The organism is Sorangium sp. So ce362 (genome assembly GCF_051519845.1).
In the GTDB taxonomy this organism is placed as follows: domain Bacteria; phylum Myxococcota_A; class Polyangia; order Polyangiales; family Polyangiaceae; genus Sorangium.
Map to the genome: position 1 here is coordinate 5,961,148 of NZ_CP150332.1, position 16,714 is coordinate 5,977,861.

Genomic DNA, 16,714 nt, shown 5'->3' on the forward strand with positions numbered 1-16,714 from the left:
CGGCCGCAGATCACCCGTGGCGCCCGATGTTCGGCAGCGACCCGCGCGAGGCCTCGACGGCCGTCTCGCCGGCGCGGTCGAGCGCGTACTTGAAGAGGATCGGACCGACCACCTCGTTCAGCGCCACGCACCCGACGACGAGCGCGCGGAAGCCGGCGCCCAGGCTCGGGAACGCGCGCTCGATCGTCAGGCTGATACCCAGCGTGAGCCCGGCCTGCGAGACCAGCCCGCACCAGGCCCACTTCCGGAGCACCGGCGGGTCGTCCGCGAGCCGGTTGCCGATCCGGCTCGCGACGAAGGTCACGAGGGCGCGCGACACGCCGAAGAGCAGCGCGACAGGCCACATCAGCCGGAGCAACGGCAAGTCGAGGTGCGCGCCCGCGGTCGCGAAGAACAGCACGAACACCACGCTCGCGGCGTCCTCGACGGCGTGCACCAGCTTCTCGCCCTGCTTCGACAGGTTCGCGACGACGAACCCGGCGACCACGAACACGAGCAGCGCGTCGAAGCGGAGGTACCGCAGCACCTCGGTGGCGCCGAAGCCGAGCGCCACGAACACAAGGATGAGCTGCCGGCCGATGAGCCGCATGTAGGCCGCGAGCGCGAGCCCGAGGGTCGTGCCGATCGAGATGCTCCCGAGGATCTCGCGGCCGAGCAGCTCGATCTCGTGCATGGACATCGTCGTGCCCGGCTCGATGAGCGGCCGCACCGTGGAGAGCGCGATCGCCGTCACGACGATGACGACGATGTCCGACGTCATCACGAAAGCGAGCGTGTTCATCGCGACAGGCCCCGTCGCCCGCGTCTGCGAGAGGATGCCGAGCACGGCCGAAGGGCTGCGGGTGACCGAGATCACGCCCCAGAGGATCGCCACGCCGAGCGCCGCGGTCGTCGAGAGCTCGGCGGCGAACGGGACGAGCGAGCGCGCGGCGTAGAAGACGCCGGTCATCGCCACGAAGACGAGGACGGTCTGGACGACGTTGTGCAAGAGGAGGCTCTTCAGGCTCTTCTTGACGATCTCGATCCGGAGCTCGGCCCCGCCGGCGAGCGCGATGAGCGCCAGCGCCAGCGTGTTGACCCGGGAGATCTCCTCGACGGCGTGGTGATCGACGAGCTTGAGGACGTGCGGCCCCGCGATGACGCCCGCGAGGATGTAGCCCGAGAGGTGCGGCAGGCCGAGCGGCTCGACGAGCTCGCTCGCGAGCGTGCCGGCGAGCAGGAGGAAGCCGATCGAGGCGATGGTGCCCGCCAGCCCCTGGTCGTGGGGGACCGCGCGCGTCGTCGCGTAGAGCACCCCGAACAGGATCACCAGCGCGACCGCGTGCGTGAGGTGGTTCAGCGGCCCCTTGGGGGCCGACCCATGATGGCGGGCCGCAGGCGCGCCTTGTGGCTCGGCGGGCCCGGCAGGCCCAGCGGGCGCGGCAGGCCCGGCGGGCGAAACGGGCCCAGCGTCAGGAAGTGCTGCAGCGCTCACGGTGACACCTCCTAGCCCTCCCCCCGCCTGGCCGCGGACGACGGCGAGGCATCCCCGTCGCCCGGCGGGGCGTCACGCGCGGCGCGGGCCAGCCCGCGGCCGAAGAAGAGCGACTCCCGCTCGGGCGCGGCGAGCTCGCCGGCCTTGCGGAGCGTGGCGCGCAGCGCCTGCGGCCCGACGAGCTCGCCGAACACGGCCGCGGCCGCCGCGGCGAAGAGGACCGTGTGCCCGACCGGGCCCGGAAAGCGCAGCGCGAAGGCGAGGCCGACGCTGATGGCCACCGCGCCGGACGAGAGCAGCCCCAGGCCGAGCCACGGCGACGTGCCGCGGGCGTCCGGCGACATGACCCGGAAGGCGAGGCCCGTCCCGAGCTTTCCAGCGACCCGCGCCGCGAGCGCGATCCCCACGATCCAGGGCAGGAACGGCGCCGCCTTCGGGTTCACGTGCGCGCCCGCGAGCAGCAGCGCCGGCAGGATGACCGGCCGCTCGGTCGGCGCGACCATCGCGACGATCTCCTCGCGGTGCCGGGAGATCGCGGCGATCGTCACGCCCATCGCGAACGTCGCGAAGAGCGGCGACAGGCCGACCCGGGCGCTCGTGCCGATCGTCAGCAGCGACGTGCCGAGCAGCACGCCCCAGCTCTGGATCAGGCGGAAATCGCTGCCGAGGAGCACGACCGCGATGAGCCCGAGCACCACGCCGATGAGCGCCGTGACGATCGTCCACCCCCAGAACGGGAGCGGCCAGTGGCCCGTCGCCTGCGGGACGAGCGCGAACGCGCCGCCCATCATGAGCAGCGGCCCGAGGTCGTCGCAGTCGGCGATGTCGGCGATGAGGTCCGAGAGCCTGCCGCTCGCGCTGTAGCGCTGCGTGACCCAGAGCACGGCGTGCCGCGTCGTCTCGGCGGAGACGGCGCCCACGCCCGCCGCGAGCAGCCCCCGGTCGCCGGGCTCCAGCGACGGCGCGCCGCGGGCCGCCGCGAACCACACCGCGGCGGCCACCGCGCCGCCGGTCAAGAGGCTCATCAGCACGCAGAGCGCGATGCGTGACGGGCGGACGCGGCGGTTGCCGACGAAGCCGAAATCGAGGCCGACGACCATCGCGAGCCAGCCGAGCGCGACGCCCGCCACGGGCTCGAACGCGGCGAGCGACGAGGGCTCGAGCAGCCCGAGCGCCGAGGGCCCGAGCACGAAGCCGAGCACCACGTACTCGGCGCCCGAGGGGAGGCCGATGCCCCGCAGCACGCGGCCGCTGACGAGCGAGCTGCCGAGGTACGACAGCACGAGGAGCCCCATCAGCAGCCAGATGGCGTTCACGAGGCCGCGCCCCGGTCCTGCGGCGCGCTGCGCGGCGCGGCGCCGGAGGGCACAGGCGCGCGCCCGAGCCGGATGCCCGCGGCGAGCAGCGCCTGCGCCACGGCGGTGAGCCAGCGGCTGCGCACGTCGTCGCCGTCGCAGGCCATCGTGGCCCGGAAGTGCGCGCCCCCGTCGTCGATCGCGACGAGCGCGGCGCGGGCGCGGCTGCCGAGGCCCGAGCCCGTCTTCAGGAGCAGCTCCCGCACCCGCTCGAGATCGGCGGAGGGGTCGACGCTGATCTCGAGGGTCACGAGGGGCGGACGGCCGCGGACGCGCGTCGGATGGAACAGGCTGAGCAGGTGGGGCACGCGCACGACGCACCCGTCCTCGTCCTCGAGGCGCGCCTCGAGCAGCGTCAGCTCGCGGACCCGCCCGGACCGGCCGCCCACGTCGGCGACGTCGCCGACGCGCAGGCGCCGCCCGAAGATGACCGAGAGGCCGACGGCCGCCGAGGCGATGAGCGGCGTGCCGGCGAGCCCGGCCGACGCGAGCACCACGAAGCCGACCCGCGTGATCGGCCCCTCGTCGGTGCCGGTGATGAGCGGCGCCGCGAGGAGCAGCGCGGCCACGAGGATCCCGAAGCGGACGAGGACCCCGGTCGCGACCGCCAGATCGGAGGGGAGCCACCCGAGCGACGTCTCGCCGCGGCTGACGCTCCCGAAGAACAGCCCCACGAAGCGGATGACGACGATGACCGCGAGCGTCGCGAGGATCGCGAGCACGAGCACGGGGACGCTCCGCGCGATGCGCCCCATGAGATCCGACATCGGCGCGAGCACGAAGCCGGTGAGCTTCTGGCTGTAGTTGCGCGTGGACTCGAACAGGGAGAGCGTGAAGAGGATCCAGATGTAGGCGATGCCCAGCCGGACGAGGATGCCGGCGGCGCCGAGCGCGACCGAGAGCGCGCCCTGGGACGCGGCGGGCCGGAGCATCTCGATGCCGCGGACGTGCAGCGCCGGGAGCCGCTCCGGATGCTCGGCGACCCAGGCGCGCGACCGCTCGACGAGCTCGCCGACCTTGCGGAGCAGGAGCAGCGCGATCAGCCCCGAGAAGACGAGCAGCGAGAACGAGAACACGCTCGTCGCGAGGCGGCTCCGGCTCTGCTCCTTGGCGAGGACGTCGCGCACCGTGGCGGCGACCGCGGCGGCGTGGACGGAGACCGTGGCGTTGCCCGCCGCGACGGCGTCCTCGGGCCCGAGGTGGATGAGCGGGCTCTCGCCGACGTAGACGATCGCCACGCCCGCCCGCTCGTCGACGCGGACCTCGGGGACCTGCTTCTCCTGGGCGGCGCGCTCCAGCACCTTCGCCGCCTCGCGGGCGCGCTCCGGGGGAGAGAGGCTGCCCCGGTGCACACGGACGGCGAACACCGTGCGGCCGAGCAGCTCGACGCGCGCCTCGGGCTGCTCGGCCGCAGGCGGCGGAGGCTGGGGGTCGGGAGCGGGCGGCTCGCCCGGGTCAGCGCTCGAAGCTGCCGGCGCGGGCGCGGGCACGGGCCGCGCCGGCCGCGCGGGCGCCAGCACGACCTGCGCGACCGGCGACGGGGCCGGCACAGGCGACGGCGCGACGTGCACGAGCGGCGGCGGCACGGGCGGCGGCGCGGACGCGAGCGGCGCCGCCGACGCAACCTCCGCGGACTCCAGCGCGGGCGCGAGCGGCGCCGGCGTGGAGGCGACCTGAGCGGGCGCGAGCGGCGCCGGCGGCGCGGAGGTGACCGGCGCGGGCGGCGCCGACGCGGCCTGCCCAGGCGCCGACGCGGACGCTGGCGCGGGCGGCGCCGACGGCGCGGAGCTGGCCGGCGCAGGCAGCGCCGGCGTGACCTGCCCGGATCGCGGTGCGACCTGCGTGGCGGATGGCGACGCGGAGACGACCGGCGCGCGCTGCGGCGGAGGCGGCGACGCGCGCTGCTGCGACGGCGGCGCGGGCGCGCCCTGCGCGAGCGGCGACGGCGAGAGCGGCGACGGCGAGAGCTGCGCGAGCGCGCCCGGCGCCGCCTCGGCAAACGCTGGGCCGGCGGGAGAGACGAGGCCGGCAAGCGCGACCAGGAGCGCGGGGAACAGCCGCTGCACGTCGGCACTCTCAACCGTAGGCGGGGCGCCGGTCAAGGCGGGACATCGACGAAGGGCCTCGTGAACCACGGGGCGCCGGCGCCGGCGCGATCGCTCGAGGCCCGAGGGCCGCTCGAGACGATCGCCTCGGCCGCGCTCGCCCGATGACGGATCGCCTTGCCGCCGATGCAGGGCGCTGGCAGGGCGCCCGCGTGGCAAGGACCAAGAAATCCGTGGCCCCGTCGCTGCTCGTCGGCGACATCGGAGGCACGAACACCCGGCTCGCGCTCTACGACGCCTCCGGCGGCAAGCCGCTCTCGGAGGCGGTCTTCCGCAGCCGCGAGCACGCGAGCTTCGAGGAGATCGCCCTCCCCTTCCTCGTCCGCAGCGACGCGCCCCACCCCGCGGTCGCCGTGCTCGGCGTCGCCGGCCCCATCAAGGACCACGCCGCCACCGTCACGAACCTGCCCTGGCGCCTCGCGGAGCGCGAGCTGTCGCGCCGGCTCAAGATCGCGCGCGTCCTGCTCGTGAACGACCTCGTTGTCGGCGCCCGGGGCTGCCTGCACATCCCCCGCGCCGCCATCACGCCGCTCACCGAGCACCGGCCGCGGCCGAAGGGGAACAACCTGGCCGTCATCGCCGCCGGCACCGGGCTCGGCGAGGCCCGGCTCATCTGGGACGGCGCCCGCCACCTGACGCTCCCGACCGAGGGAGGTCACGCCGACTTCGCCCCGCGCTCCGCCCTCGAGACCGAGGTGTGGCAGTTCCTCGCCGAGCGGCACCCGGATCACGTGAGCTACGAGCGGGTCCTCTCGGGCGACGGGCTCGGCGCCCTCTTCGACTTCTTCGCCGCCCGCGCCGCCCGCGTGCCGCGCGCGATCGAGCGCCGCCTCGCCGAGGGCGATCGCAACGCGGCGATCTCCGAGCTCGGGCTCGCGCGCGCGTTCCGGCCCGCCGCGCGCGCGGTCGACCTGTTCGTCGAGATCTACGGCGCCGAGGCGGGCAACCTCGCCCTGCGCGAGCTCGCGCTCGGCGGGGTCTTCGTCCTCGGCAACATCGCGAGGAACCTCGTCACCGCCCGGCGCGAGCTGTTCATGAAGTCCTTCCTGAAGAAGGGCCGCCTCGCGCCGCTCCTCGAGGGGGTGCCCGTCGCGGTGGTCACCGATCCCCTCGTCGGCGTCCGGGGCGCGCTAACGTTCGCGAAGGAGCTCGCCGCGCCGGCCGACGAGGCGCCCCGACGCGGCGCGTCATCCAGGAAGCCCTGAGCGCAAGCGCAGGGCTAGCCCGGGCGCTCCCTACCCGGCCGGCGCCGCCGCCGCGTCGAGCAGCCAGACGAGCTGTCCGGCCCCGCCGCGCACGACGCGCGCCGGCACCTCGTCGGCCGGCCCCGTCCGCTTCGCCTGCTCCAGGACCGCGCGCTTGCTCGCCCCGCGGGCGAGGAGCAGCTTGAGCCGCGCCTCCCGGATCACCGGGGCCGTCAGCGTGAGCCGCGGCTCGAGCCCCTTGTCCGGCTGGGCCGGGATCGCGGCCACCAGGCGATCCTCGATGCCGACCGCGCCCGTCCCGGGGAAGAGCGACGCCGTGTGCGCGTCGTCGCCGATCCCCAGCGTCATCAGGTCGAACGCCACCGCCGACGCGACCCCGAAGCGCGCGCGCAGGAGCTGCTCGTAGCGCGCCGCGGCCCCGGCGAGATCGGGCGCCTCCCCCTCCATCCGGAAGAAGCGCTCCTCCGGGATGCGCGCCGCCGCGAGATCCCGGCGCGCGGCGCCGTAGTTCGAGCGGGGATGGTCGGGCGCGACCGCGCGCTCATCCACCCAGAACCACTCGGTCTGCGCCCACGGGAGCGACAGCGCCGCGAGCCGCTGGTACGCCTCCGACGGCGTGCTCCCGCCCGACAGCGCGATCCGCGCGACGCCGCGCGCCTCGATCGCCGCCGAGATCGCGCGCGCCATGAGCTCCGCCCCGAGGCGCGCGAGCTCCGCCGCGTCCGCCGCGACGCATGTCTCCTCACCACCACCGTTCATCTCGATCCTCCTCTCTACCTCTGCTTCGGGCCTGCTCAGAGGGCGCTCCACGCCGCGGCGGCGAGCACCGCCTCGCGCAGCAGCCGATCGCCCTCCAGCGAGTCGATCGTCTTCGTCAGCACCCACGTCTCGTCGCGGTAGCCGAGCGGGTGGAGGTGCTCGGCCGACCGCGCCCCCTCCATCGTCCACCGCACCGTGGCGGGCGCCTTGTCGAGCCGCACGCACCCGAGCGCGAGCGGCTCGCCGCGCAGCGACGTCCAGAGGCGCACGCCGTCGATCCGCCGCCACGCCTGCTCCTCCGCCGGCGGCCCGTCGACAAGCGCGATCTCGATCGGCGCGCCGTCCGCCGCGCGGGCGCGGCCGACCACGCCGGCGCCGCCGGATTGCGCCGGCCCACGCGAGACGAACGTCCATCCGAGCCGCGAGCCCATCCAGCCGAGGAACAGCGCCGCCGGATCCGGCTTCGACCCCGCGCTGCGCGCGATCTCCACCCGCCGGATCGCGCGGCACGCCTCCGGCATGTCGTCGAAGAACCGGGCCACGAGCTCGCGGAACGAGAACGTCCGCACGTACGCCCGGTCCGCGAGCGGCGCCCTCGTCCGGCGCGCCACCTCCGCGATGCGCTCGATGCACGTCTCGGCCGAGTCGAACACAAGCCGATCGCAGATCGGCGCGAGCGCGTCGCCGAGCACGTTCGGCGCGCCCGGCGCGAGCTCGACGATCACAGCCACGTCGGAGATCGTCAGCGCGCTCACCACCGACGCGACGCGCTCGGCGGCGGCTACCCCGAACGTCAGCTCCACGCGATCGTAGCAGATCGGCACCTCTCCGGCGCGGCGGCACGTGGCCGACCAGTCGGCCTGGACGCTCAGCGGATCGAGCCGGTCGTCGAGCGTGATGAGCAGCGTCCGGCCCGCGTGCGTCTCGGCGAGCTCCTCGGCCTGCTCCTTCAGGCGCTCGACCTCGGCGCGGCTGCCCACCGCGACGAAGTTCATCGTCGACGCGCGCGTCTTCGGGGCCGGCTCCGGCCGCGACTCGTCGGGCGCCGACCAGAACTCGGCGAGCTCCGCCTCGACCCGCTTGATGACCGCGGCGATGCCCTCCGCGCTCACGGCCGCCTCCAGGCCCGCTCCGAGGGCTTGCGGTCGCCGCGCGAGCCGCACGGATCGGCCGTCGGCTCGACCAGGGCGTCGGCCTCCGGCGGGCCCCAGGTGCCCGCGGCGTAGCGCGCGATCGGCGCGTTCTGCGTCCCCCACCCCTCGAAGATCGGATCGACGAAGCCCCACTGCGCCTCGACCTCGTCGGCGCGCGTGAACAGCGTGGCGTCGCCGCGCAGCGCGTCGAGCAGGAGCCGCTCGTAGGCCTCGGGCGTGCTGGAGCCGAACGCCGCGCCGTACCGGAAGTCCATCGTCACGCCGCGGAGCGCGATGCCGCTGCCCGGGATCTTCGCCGCGAAGCGGAGCGAGATGCCCTCGTCGGGCTGGAGGCGCATCACGAGCGCGTTCGGCTCGTCGGTGGCGCCGGGGGCGCCCTTGAACAGGCCGTGCGGCAGCGGCTTGAAGTGCAGCACCACCTCGGCCACCCGCTTCGCCAGCCGCTTGCCGGCGCGCAGGTAGAACGGCACGCCGCCCCAGCGCCAGCTGTCCAGGTGGAGCTTCATCGCGACGTAGGTCTCGGTCTTCGAGTCCTTCGCCACGTCGGGCTCCTCGGTGTAGCCGGGGACCTTCTCACCGCGCACGATGCCGGGCGCGTACTGGCCGCGCACCGTCGACGACAGCACGTCCGGCCCCTCGATCGGCCGGAGCGTCCGCAGCACCTTCACCTTCTCGTCGCGCACCGCGTCCGCGTCCCACGACGACGGCGGCTCCATCGCGACAAGCGTGAGCAGCTGGAGCGCGTGGTTCTGCACGATGTCCCGCGTGATGCCGACCTTCTCGTAGAACTTGCCGCGGCCCTCGACGCCGATCTCCTCGGCCACCGTGATCTGCACGTGATCGACGTGCTGCCGCGACCAGAGCGGCTCGAAGATCGTGTTGCCGTACCGGAGGACGAGGAGGTTCTGGACCGTCTCCTTCCCGAGGTAGTGGTCGATCCGGTAGATCTGCGACTCGGCGAGGTGGGCGAGCAGGTCGCGGTTGAGGGCGCGGGCGCTCGCCAGGTCCTCGCCGAACGGCTTCTCGACGACCACGTGCTGGAACGGCGCGTCCTTCTCGTGCGACGGCGGCGCGACGAGGTCCGCCGCGCGCAGGCCGCGCACGATGGGCGCGAACTGGTCGGGCGCGACGGCCAGGTAGAACACCCGGTTCTTGCGGGTGCCGCGCTCGGCGTCGAGCCGCACGAGCTCCGCCGCGAGCCGCGTGTAGGTCTCGGGCTCGTCGAACGCCCCCTGGACGTAGCTGATGCCCTTCTCCAGCTCGCTCCAGGCGGCCTCCTCGAGCGGGCGCCGCGAGTACTTCCCGACCGCCTCGCGCATCTCCTGGGCGAAATCCGGCTTCGGACGCCGCGCCACGCCGACGACGGCGAAGCCGCCGGTCAGGAGGCGGCTGAGCGCCAGGTTGTAGACCGCGGGCAGCAGCTTGCGCCGGGTCAGGTCGCCCGAGGCGCCAAAGATGACGAGCGCCGCCGGCGAGGCGGTTCGCTCCTCGGGCATTCCTTCGCGAAGCGGGTTCTTCTCGGCTTGGGTCATGATGGATGAGCTCCGGTCGGTGACGACGGGCACGATGCTCGCGCGCCTCCGCGGCGTAGGCTAGCGCCGATCGCGCCGACGGAAGGCCGAACGGCGCGCCTTGACGCGTCTGACGACGGCCGCGCGCGGGCGTACGGGCGGAGCGCGGGGCGGCGCCGAGCGTGCCCGCCGGCTCGCGGCGCCCTTCCATCCGATCGCGACAGGTACTAGGCTCCGCAGCGCGATGGCCGCGCCGGTGCTCCCGCGAATCCGCGTCCCCCACCCTCACGTTCGGTGCGACATCCAGGTGCTCGCCGGCAGCCCGCACGTCGCCGGATCGCGCGTCCCGGTCCGGCGGCTGTGGGCGTGGCACCGGGGCGGCGCGTCGGTCGAGACGCTGCTCAAGCGGTACCCGAACCTCGGGCCCGCGCGCGTGCTCGACGCGCTCGCGTTCGCCTATGACAACCAGGAGCTCGTCGAGGCCGACATCGCGCGCGAGCAGGCGCTCTTCGAGAAGAAGGGTGGACCCACGGTCGGCGCGCGCCCGCTCTCGCAGCTCCCCCTCCCCTTCGACGACGACGAGTAGCGACGCGCCGGGGGCGCGCCGCGACGTACGGCGTCACCTGACGTCACCCGGCGTCCACCGGTGTCAATCGACTTCGCCGCTCGGCGCGCTCAGCTTGTTTCTTTACAGCCATCGTGACTTCGGGCAATAGGGCGCTCTATCGCTGGGGCCCGGCGTGCGGGGGCTGCTCGGCATTGCGAGCGACGGCCGCGCAGGATCGCGGCTGTCCCGGCTTTCAAGGTCGCGGTCGTTGGTGTAGGGTCCGCGCCCCAAGGGGTACCCATCGTGGTGCCGGAGGGTTTCAGAGATGAGCGTCAATCGATGGAAGTTGTTCGCGATGCCCGTGGCCCTGCTCGGGCTGGCTTCGCCTCTCCTCGTGAACTGTGGTGGCAAGGGGTTCCCTGGCGCGGACAGCCTGCCCGGGCCCGCCGGTGATCTGGCTTCCGCCGCGAGCGGCTGCGATGAGCTGAAGAACGGCGGCATCGCCGACCTCAAGTTCGAGGGCGGCGCCGATGTCCAGGGCAAGATCAAGGGCTTCCTCGAGGCCGCGGCCTCGCTCGACAAGCTCACGGCGGACATGGAGGCGGACCTCATCGCCTCGTGCGGCAAGCTCGGCAAGGATCTCGGCATGAGCGACGCCGACCTCAAGGCCGACGCGGGCGGCGGCAAGGGCGCCGAGAAGGTCTGCAACGCGGTCTCGGCCAAGGTGAACGCCGCCGTCAAGGCGAACGCCGAGGCGAAGCTCGCGGTCCAGATCGAGCCGCCGAAGTGCTACGCCGACGTCACCGCCATGCAGAAGTGTCTCGGCGACTGCGGCTCGCCGGTGCAGCCCGGCAAGCTCGAGGCGAGCTGCGAGGGCGGCGAGATCAGCGGCAAGTGCGACGCCGAGTGCAAGGGCAAGTGCAGCGTCGAGGCCGGCGCGGCGTGCTCCGGCACCTGCAACGCGAGCTGCTCGGGCAAGTGCGACGTCGGCTTCAAGGGCACCTGCGGCGGCAAGTGCGACGGCAAGTGCGACGGCAAGGAGTCGAAGGGCGCGGCCTGCGCGGGCACCTGCGACGGCAAGTGCGACGCCAAGGCCGAGGGCACCTGCTCCGGCACCTGTGAGGGCTCCTGCTCGGGCTCCTGCGAGATCAAGGCGGCGGCCAAGTGCTCGGGCTCGTGCTCGGGCGGCTGCAGCGCCGAGATCAAGGAGCCGAAGTGCTCGGGCGAGTTCAAGCCCCCGAGCATCGACCCGAGCTGCCAGATGCAGTGCACGGCGAAGACCGCCGGCACCGCGTCGTGTGATCCGCCGAACGTCCGCATCGTGGCGAACGGCAAGGTGAACGCCGACGCACAGAAGCTCATCGCGGCGCTCCGGACGTCGCTCCCGGCGATCGCCAAGGTCCAGCTCGGGACCGGCAAGAAGCTGGCGGCGGCCGTGTCCGGCGTCGGCAAGGCCGGCGTCGAGGTCAAGGACGCGGCGCTCCAGGCCGGCGGCAAGGCGGTCGCCTGCGTCGCCGCCGCGGTCGACGCGTCGGCCAGCGCGACGGCCTCGATCGACGTCAACATCAAGGCGAGCGCGAGCGTCAGCGGCTCGGCCAGCGGCTCGGCCAGCGGCGGGACCTGATCCCCGGAACGGTTTGAGTCCGGACGCGGCGGCGGTCCCCCTCCTGGAGGGGGTCGCCGCCGTCGTCATTTCCGGCCCCGATCCTGGGGGTCGAAGCGCAGTTCTGGATGCGGGCTCACCTTCCCTGTCGCCGCGCGAGGGCGCGCGGGGCGCGAAGATCCCGGCGATCACCAGAATTGCCGCCCCAACGTGACACGCACGTTTCGTGTCCAGACACGCGCGATGCAGCAAGCCGTCGAGGCGCGACGCGCCCCGAGGCGCCAAATGGCCGTGAAGAGGGCCATTGCGCGGCGTCACGGCGCCGCGTCCGGAGTATCATGAGGCTTCTGCGAGCGATGACGGAGTACTCGGAAGGGCAGGAGCGATGGTCGGCGGTCCCTTGATCGAGCGCGGCGCCACGATTGGCGAGTACACGATCGACGAGCCGCTCGGCGAGGGCGGATTCGGCGCCGTGTTCCGCGGCCACGACGAGTCCGGGAACGACGCCGCCATCAAGATCTTCAAGGAAGTGAGCGCCCAGAACGTCGGGCAGCTCTTCGCCCAGCAGAACGAGATCGAGGCGCTGCTCCGGCTGCGTCATCCGTCGCTCGTGAAGCTCTCCTCGTACGGCGTCCTGGACGGCGTCGGCCTCTATCTCGCGATGGAGCTCGTGCGGGGCGAGACGCTCGACCGGTACCTCACGCGGATGGGCTCGCTCGATACGATCGAGGCCCTGCGCATCGCGCGCCGCGTGGCCGAGGCGCTCGCCCACTGCCACGCGCTCAACGTGCTGCACCTCGACCTCAAGCCGAGCAACATCGTCCTCACCGATCCGTACGAGCCCCGGCTCAAGATCCTCGACTTCGGTCTGGCCACGCTCACGGTGAGCTTTCAGCCCGAGCACGTCCGCGTCAACGCGGGCACCATCGCCTACCTCGCGCCCGAGTGCCTGAAGCGGGGCGCGCTCGCTCGCCCGAGCCCCCGCATGGACCTCTACGCGGTCGGCGTCATGCTCTACGAGCTGCTCGCCGGCCGCCTCCCGTTCGCGGACGGCACCGTCGACAGCGTCATCAACCAGAAGGTCTACGGCACCCTCGTGCCGCTCGCCCACGTCGCCCCGGAGACGCCGGCGCCCGTCGTCGCGCTGGTCGAGGAGCTCATGCACCGCGACCCCGCGCGGCGCTCCTCGAGCGCGGCCCGGCTCTGCGCGCGGCTCAAGGAGCTCTACTACGTCACGCTCCACGGCACCTCGCAGCCCCCGGCCCCCGAGGCGGCCGAACGCGAGCGCGACGCCGCCGCGCCCGACGCCCTCGACGACGCGCCGTTCATCGGCCGCGAGCTGGAGCTCGGCCGGCTCACGGAGCTCCTCCAGAGCGCGGTGGTCGGCGAGCCGCGGCCGGCCGTGGTGGTCGGCGACACGGGCGTCGGCAAGAGCCGCCTCGTCACCGAGCTGCTCCGGAGCGCCGAGCAGACGGGCACGGCCATCGTCGCGTACGGCAGGTGCCGCGAGCTCTCCGGGCTCGTCCCCTACTCCGCGATCCGCGAGGCGCTGACGCAGATCGCGCTCTGGCTGGAGCGGCACACCGACAGCCGCGCAGCGCGCATCCGCCGCCTGGTCAGCCTCGTGGTCGCCGACGACGCCGCCCTGCTCCAGGGGCTCGTCCCCGAGCTCATCCGCGCGGTCGGGCTCGCCGACGCGGGCGGCGCCATCGGCCCGGGCGGCACGCGCTGGATCGCCGATCTCCTCCTGCGGCTGCTCGGCGCGATCTCCGAGGAGATCCCCGTCATCCTCGCGATCGAGGACGTCCACTGGGCCGACGAGGCGACGCAGGACGTCCTCCTGCGGATCTCGGACCACCTCGCCGAGATGCCGGTCCTGCTGCTCGGCACGGCCCGGCCGCCGTTCCCGGGCGCGCGCAGCGTGGCCGGCTCGACGCTGCCCCCGCCGGCCTCGGCCGGGGTGCGCGGCTCGCCCGGCTCGTCGCCGATGACCCCGCGCACGGCGGGGTGGCTCGCGTGGAAGAACGTCGAGCGCCTCGACCTCGGCCCGCTCCCGCCCGAGGCGAACCGGGCGCTGCTCTCCGCGCTCGGCCGCGGCGCGGGCGACGACCTCGTGCAGGAGCTCGTCCGCCGCGTCCCGCTGCTCGCCGCCGGCAACCCGCTCTTCAACATCCAGGTCGTCCGCAACATGGAGACCGAGGGCTTCCTGCAGCGCGGCCGGAGCGGCGCGCTCGAGCTCTCCCGCGCCGACGCGCACTACCGCGCCCCCGCCTCGGTCTCGGACGTGCTCTCCCGCAGCATCGAGGCGCTCGACCCCACCACGGTCCAGGTCCTCGGCGTCGCCGCGCTCATCGGCCGCCAGTTCCTGCGCGACGACCTCGTCGAGCTCGGCCTCTTCGACCCGGCGCAGGTCGACAGCGCCCTGCGCGACGCCGCCGCGCACTACGTCTGCCTGAGCGAGGACGGGCGCCTCACGTCGTTCTCGCACGACGTGGCGCGCGAGCAGCTCTCCGCCCGCGTGCCGCCCGAGGAGCGCGGCGAGGTCCACCGGCGCATCGCGCGGCGCATCGCGCTGCGCGGCGGCGATCCGGGGACGCTCGCGCACCACGTCGAGCGCGCCGGCGAGCTCGATCGCGCGGCGGAGACCTACCTGCTCGCGGCGGTCGAGGCCGACCGCCTCCAGGACCCGCACGGCGCGAGCCGGCGGCTCAAGCAGGCGCTCGCGCTGCTCGAGCGGCTGCCGCTCGACCCCGCGCGGATCGATCTCCGGGCCCGCTGCGCCCACGAGCTCGCGCGCGTCGCGTGCCTGCTCGGCAGCACGGCGGAGCCGCTCGATCTGCTCCGCCGCACGCAGGGCGCGCTCCCGGAGACGCCGCTCGTCACCGCGGCCCTCTCCAGCGCCCTGTCGCGCGTGCACTACGTGCGCGGCGAGTTCGCCGACGCCGTGGCGCACAGCCGCAAGGCGCTCCAGGCCGTCGGCGCGAGCCCCGAGCTCCGCCCGTACCAGTGCCTGCCCGCGAACATCCTCGGGCGCGCGCTGTGCGCGGCCGGCAAGGTGGGCCCGGCGACCGAGCCGCTCCGCCGCGGCTGCGAGCTCGCGGAGGCGGCGGGCGAGTACATCGAGCTGTGCCACTCGCGCGGCATCCTCTGCGTCGCGCTGAGCCAGGCGGGCTTCTACGCCGAGGCCGAGCAGAGCGCCGCCGACGCCGCGCGCCTCGCCGAGCGCCTGCGCGACCCGGTGCGGCTGCTCGGCACGTGGTTCTACTACGCGGTGCTCGCCGAGGGCCGGTTCGACTGGGATCTCGGCGTCCGGTCGACCGCGCAGCTCCTCTCGTACGCCGAGGAGCACGGCCTGAGCGGGCTCTACCTGTACGTCGGCACGATGTACGCGGGCCGGCATCAGTTCCACGTCGGCCACCTCGCGCGGGCGCGCGTGCTGCTCGCCAACGCGTGCAACCTCAGCGGCGTGCTGGGCATCGGCATGGGGCGCGGCTGGGCCGAGGGGTACCTCGGCGACGTGCTCTTCGTGCAGGGCCAGCTCCCGGAGGCGCTCGCCGCCTACGAGCGGGCGGTCGAGATCGGCTCGGCGGGGACGGGCGACGCGTACGCCGTGGGGCTCGGCCGGGTCGGCCGGATGCACGCGCGCGCGCTCCTGGGCCGCGACGTCGGCGAGCTCAGGGCGTACGGCCGGGAGACGCTCGATCTCATCCGCGCCTCGGGCAACCGGACGCAGCTCGTCACGGCGCTCGAGCGCTTCGCCGAGGCGTTCGACGCGCTGGGCGACGAGCAGGAGGCGCGCGACATCCGCGCCGAGCGCGAGGTGCTCGTCGAGGAGCTCGGCCTCACGGAGCCGACGTTCTGGCCGCGGCCCCCGGTCGAGGCGGCGTTCCAGGGCCTCCCGCGGACGTACTGGGCCGAGCTGCCGCGTGAGATCCGGTCGGCCGGCCCGAGCAGCATGGGCACGACGCAGATCGTCGGCGCGACGGTGGCGGAGCTCGCGGCGGCGGCGACGATCGCGATCCCGGACGAGGAGATCGGCGTGCCGACGTACGTGGCGATCCCGCGCCTGCGCCACGTGACGCTGCTCGAGACGCTCGCCTCGGTGGAGGGCTTCGTCCCGCGCTTCGACGGGCCGGAGATCCCCCCGGTCGCGAAGTGACGGCGGCGGGCGCTGCCGTGGCGCCGGCCGGTCCTGTGGAGGTCGTGCGCACGGCGCTCGCCCACGCCTGGGCGATGCTGTTCCTCGTCGTCCTGCTCCCTGTCGGCCTGCTCTGCTTCCCCTTCGATCCGCGGCAGCGGATGCACGATCGCCTCTCGGTGGTCTGGGCGCGCGGGGCGCTCTGGCTCGTCGGCGTGCGCGTCGAGGCCGAGGGGGTCCTGCACGCGCGGCCGGGCGAGCGCTACGTGATCGCGGCGAACCACCAGAGCACGCTCGACATCCTCGCGTTGCTCGTGGTGCTGCAGGGGCGCACGCCGTTCCGCTTCCTGGCGAAGCGCGCGCTGTTCCGGGTGCCGGTGCTCGGCTGGGGCATGCGCCTCTACGGCCACACGCCGGTCGACCGGCGCGCCCGGGGCGCCGCGGCGGATCTCGGCGCGGCGCAGCGCAACCTCATGCAGCGGTGGTCGACGGTGTTCTTCCCCGAGGGCACGCGGAGCGCGACGGGCGGCCTCCTGCCTTTCCGGCTGGGCGCCTTCCGGGTCGCCGCGGCCGCGGGCGCGCGCGTCTTGCCGGTGACGCTCGTCGACGCGGGCGCGCTCCAGCCGAAGGGCCGTTACGCCGCCGCGCCCGGCGTCCTGCGGGTCGTCGTGCACCCGCCGCTCGATCCGCCCGGGCGCTCGCTCGATGAGCTCCGCGCCTCGATGGAGGCGTGCAGGGCCGCCGTGGCCTCGGCGCTGCCGGCGGCGCTCCGCGAGGGGGGCGAGGCGGGGCGCGGGGAGTCGGGGGAGCCTCACGCCTGAACGGGTGACACCCGGTGACCGGAAAGCGGGCAAGCCGCGCTG

General features: G+C 74.3%; 11 protein-coding genes. 5 read left to right on the top strand and 6 right to left on the bottom strand.

Features of this window, described 5'->3' with window-relative positions:
- Nucleotides 1–10: 10 nt before the first annotated feature.
- From WMF17_RS22735 to WMF17_RS22745, 3 genes are read right to left on the bottom strand one after another with little or no spacing between them, the layout of a single operon-like run.
- Complete coding sequence (locus WMF17_RS22735; protein ID WP_437604178.1) at nt 11–1,474, bottom strand: cation:proton antiporter; 1,464 nt, start codon at nt 1,472–1,474, stop codon at nt 11–13.
- 11 nt (nt 1,475–1,485) lie between these two features.
- Nucleotides 1,486–2,790: a cation:proton antiporter gene (locus WMF17_RS22740; RefSeq protein WP_437604179.1), complete on the bottom strand. Its 1,305-nt coding sequence runs from the start codon at nt 2,788–2,790 to the stop codon at nt 1,486–1,488.
- Nucleotides 2,787–4,895 (bottom strand): mechanosensitive ion channel domain-containing protein, encoded by a 2,109-nt coding sequence (locus WMF17_RS22745; protein WP_437651242.1) that lies wholly within the window; start codon nt 4,893–4,895, stop codon nt 2,787–2,789. Before WMF17_RS22745 ends, WMF17_RS22740 begins: the two co-directional genes overlap by 4 nt.
- A gap of 143 nt (nt 4,896–5,038) precedes the next feature.
- On the opposite strand from WMF17_RS22745, the gene WMF17_RS22750 reads away from it, so the two are divergent.
- Nucleotides 5,039–6,139, top strand: coding sequence for a glucokinase (locus WMF17_RS22750; RefSeq protein WP_437651244.1), 1,101 nt, complete (start codon nt 5,039–5,041; stop codon nt 6,137–6,139).
- Nucleotides 6,140–6,169: 30 nt separating this feature from the next.
- Here WMF17_RS22750 and pgl read toward each other — a convergent pair whose 3' ends face one another.
- The 3 genes from pgl to zwf are packed head-to-tail and all read right to left on the bottom strand — an operon-like array spanning nt 6,170 to nt 9,584.
- The gene (gene pgl / locus WMF17_RS22755) at nt 6,170–6,898 is read right to left on the bottom strand and encodes a 6-phosphogluconolactonase (RefSeq protein WP_437651246.1); all 729 of its coding nucleotides are present in this window, start codon (nt 6,896–6,898) and stop codon (nt 6,170–6,172) included.
- Nucleotides 6,899–6,933: 35 nt separating this feature from the next.
- Nucleotides 6,934–8,010, bottom strand: a complete 1,077-nt coding sequence (locus WMF17_RS22760; RefSeq protein WP_437604183.1) for a glucose-6-phosphate dehydrogenase assembly protein OpcA — start codon at nt 8,008–8,010, stop codon at nt 6,934–6,936.
- Nucleotides 8,007–9,584 carry a glucose-6-phosphate dehydrogenase gene (gene zwf, locus WMF17_RS22765; RefSeq protein WP_437604184.1) on the bottom strand — a complete coding sequence of 526 codons (1,578 nt, stop codon included), beginning with the start codon at nt 9,582–9,584 and terminating at the stop codon, nt 8,007–8,009. Before zwf ends, WMF17_RS22760 begins: the two co-directional genes overlap by 4 nt.
- A 235-nt stretch (nt 9,585–9,819) precedes the next feature.
- On the opposite strand from zwf, the gene WMF17_RS22770 reads away from it, so the two are divergent.
- From WMF17_RS22770 to WMF17_RS22785, 4 genes are all read left to right on the top strand, one after another.
- Nucleotides 9,820–10,149 (top strand): DUF433 domain-containing protein, encoded by a 330-nt coding sequence (locus WMF17_RS22770; RefSeq protein ID WP_437604185.1) that lies wholly within the window; start codon nt 9,820–9,822, stop codon nt 10,147–10,149.
- A 286-nt stretch (nt 10,150–10,435) separates the two neighbouring features.
- The gene (locus WMF17_RS22775; RefSeq protein WP_437604186.1) at nt 10,436–11,734 is read left to right on the top strand and encodes a hypothetical protein; all 1,299 of its coding nucleotides are present in this window, start codon (nt 10,436–10,438) and stop codon (nt 11,732–11,734) included.
- A gap of 364 nt (nt 11,735–12,098) precedes the next feature.
- On the top strand, nt 12,099–15,872 hold the full coding sequence (locus tag WMF17_RS22780) for a serine/threonine-protein kinase (protein ID WP_437651247.1): 3,774 nt from the start codon (nt 12,099–12,101) through the stop codon (nt 15,870–15,872).
- On the top strand, nt 15,869–16,672 hold the full coding sequence (locus WMF17_RS22785) for a lysophospholipid acyltransferase family protein (RefSeq protein WP_437651249.1): 804 nt from the start codon (nt 15,869–15,871) through the stop codon (nt 16,670–16,672). The genes WMF17_RS22780 and WMF17_RS22785 overlap by 4 nt, the downstream gene beginning before the upstream one ends.
- The last annotated feature ends 42 nt before the right edge of the window (nt 16,673–16,714 follow it).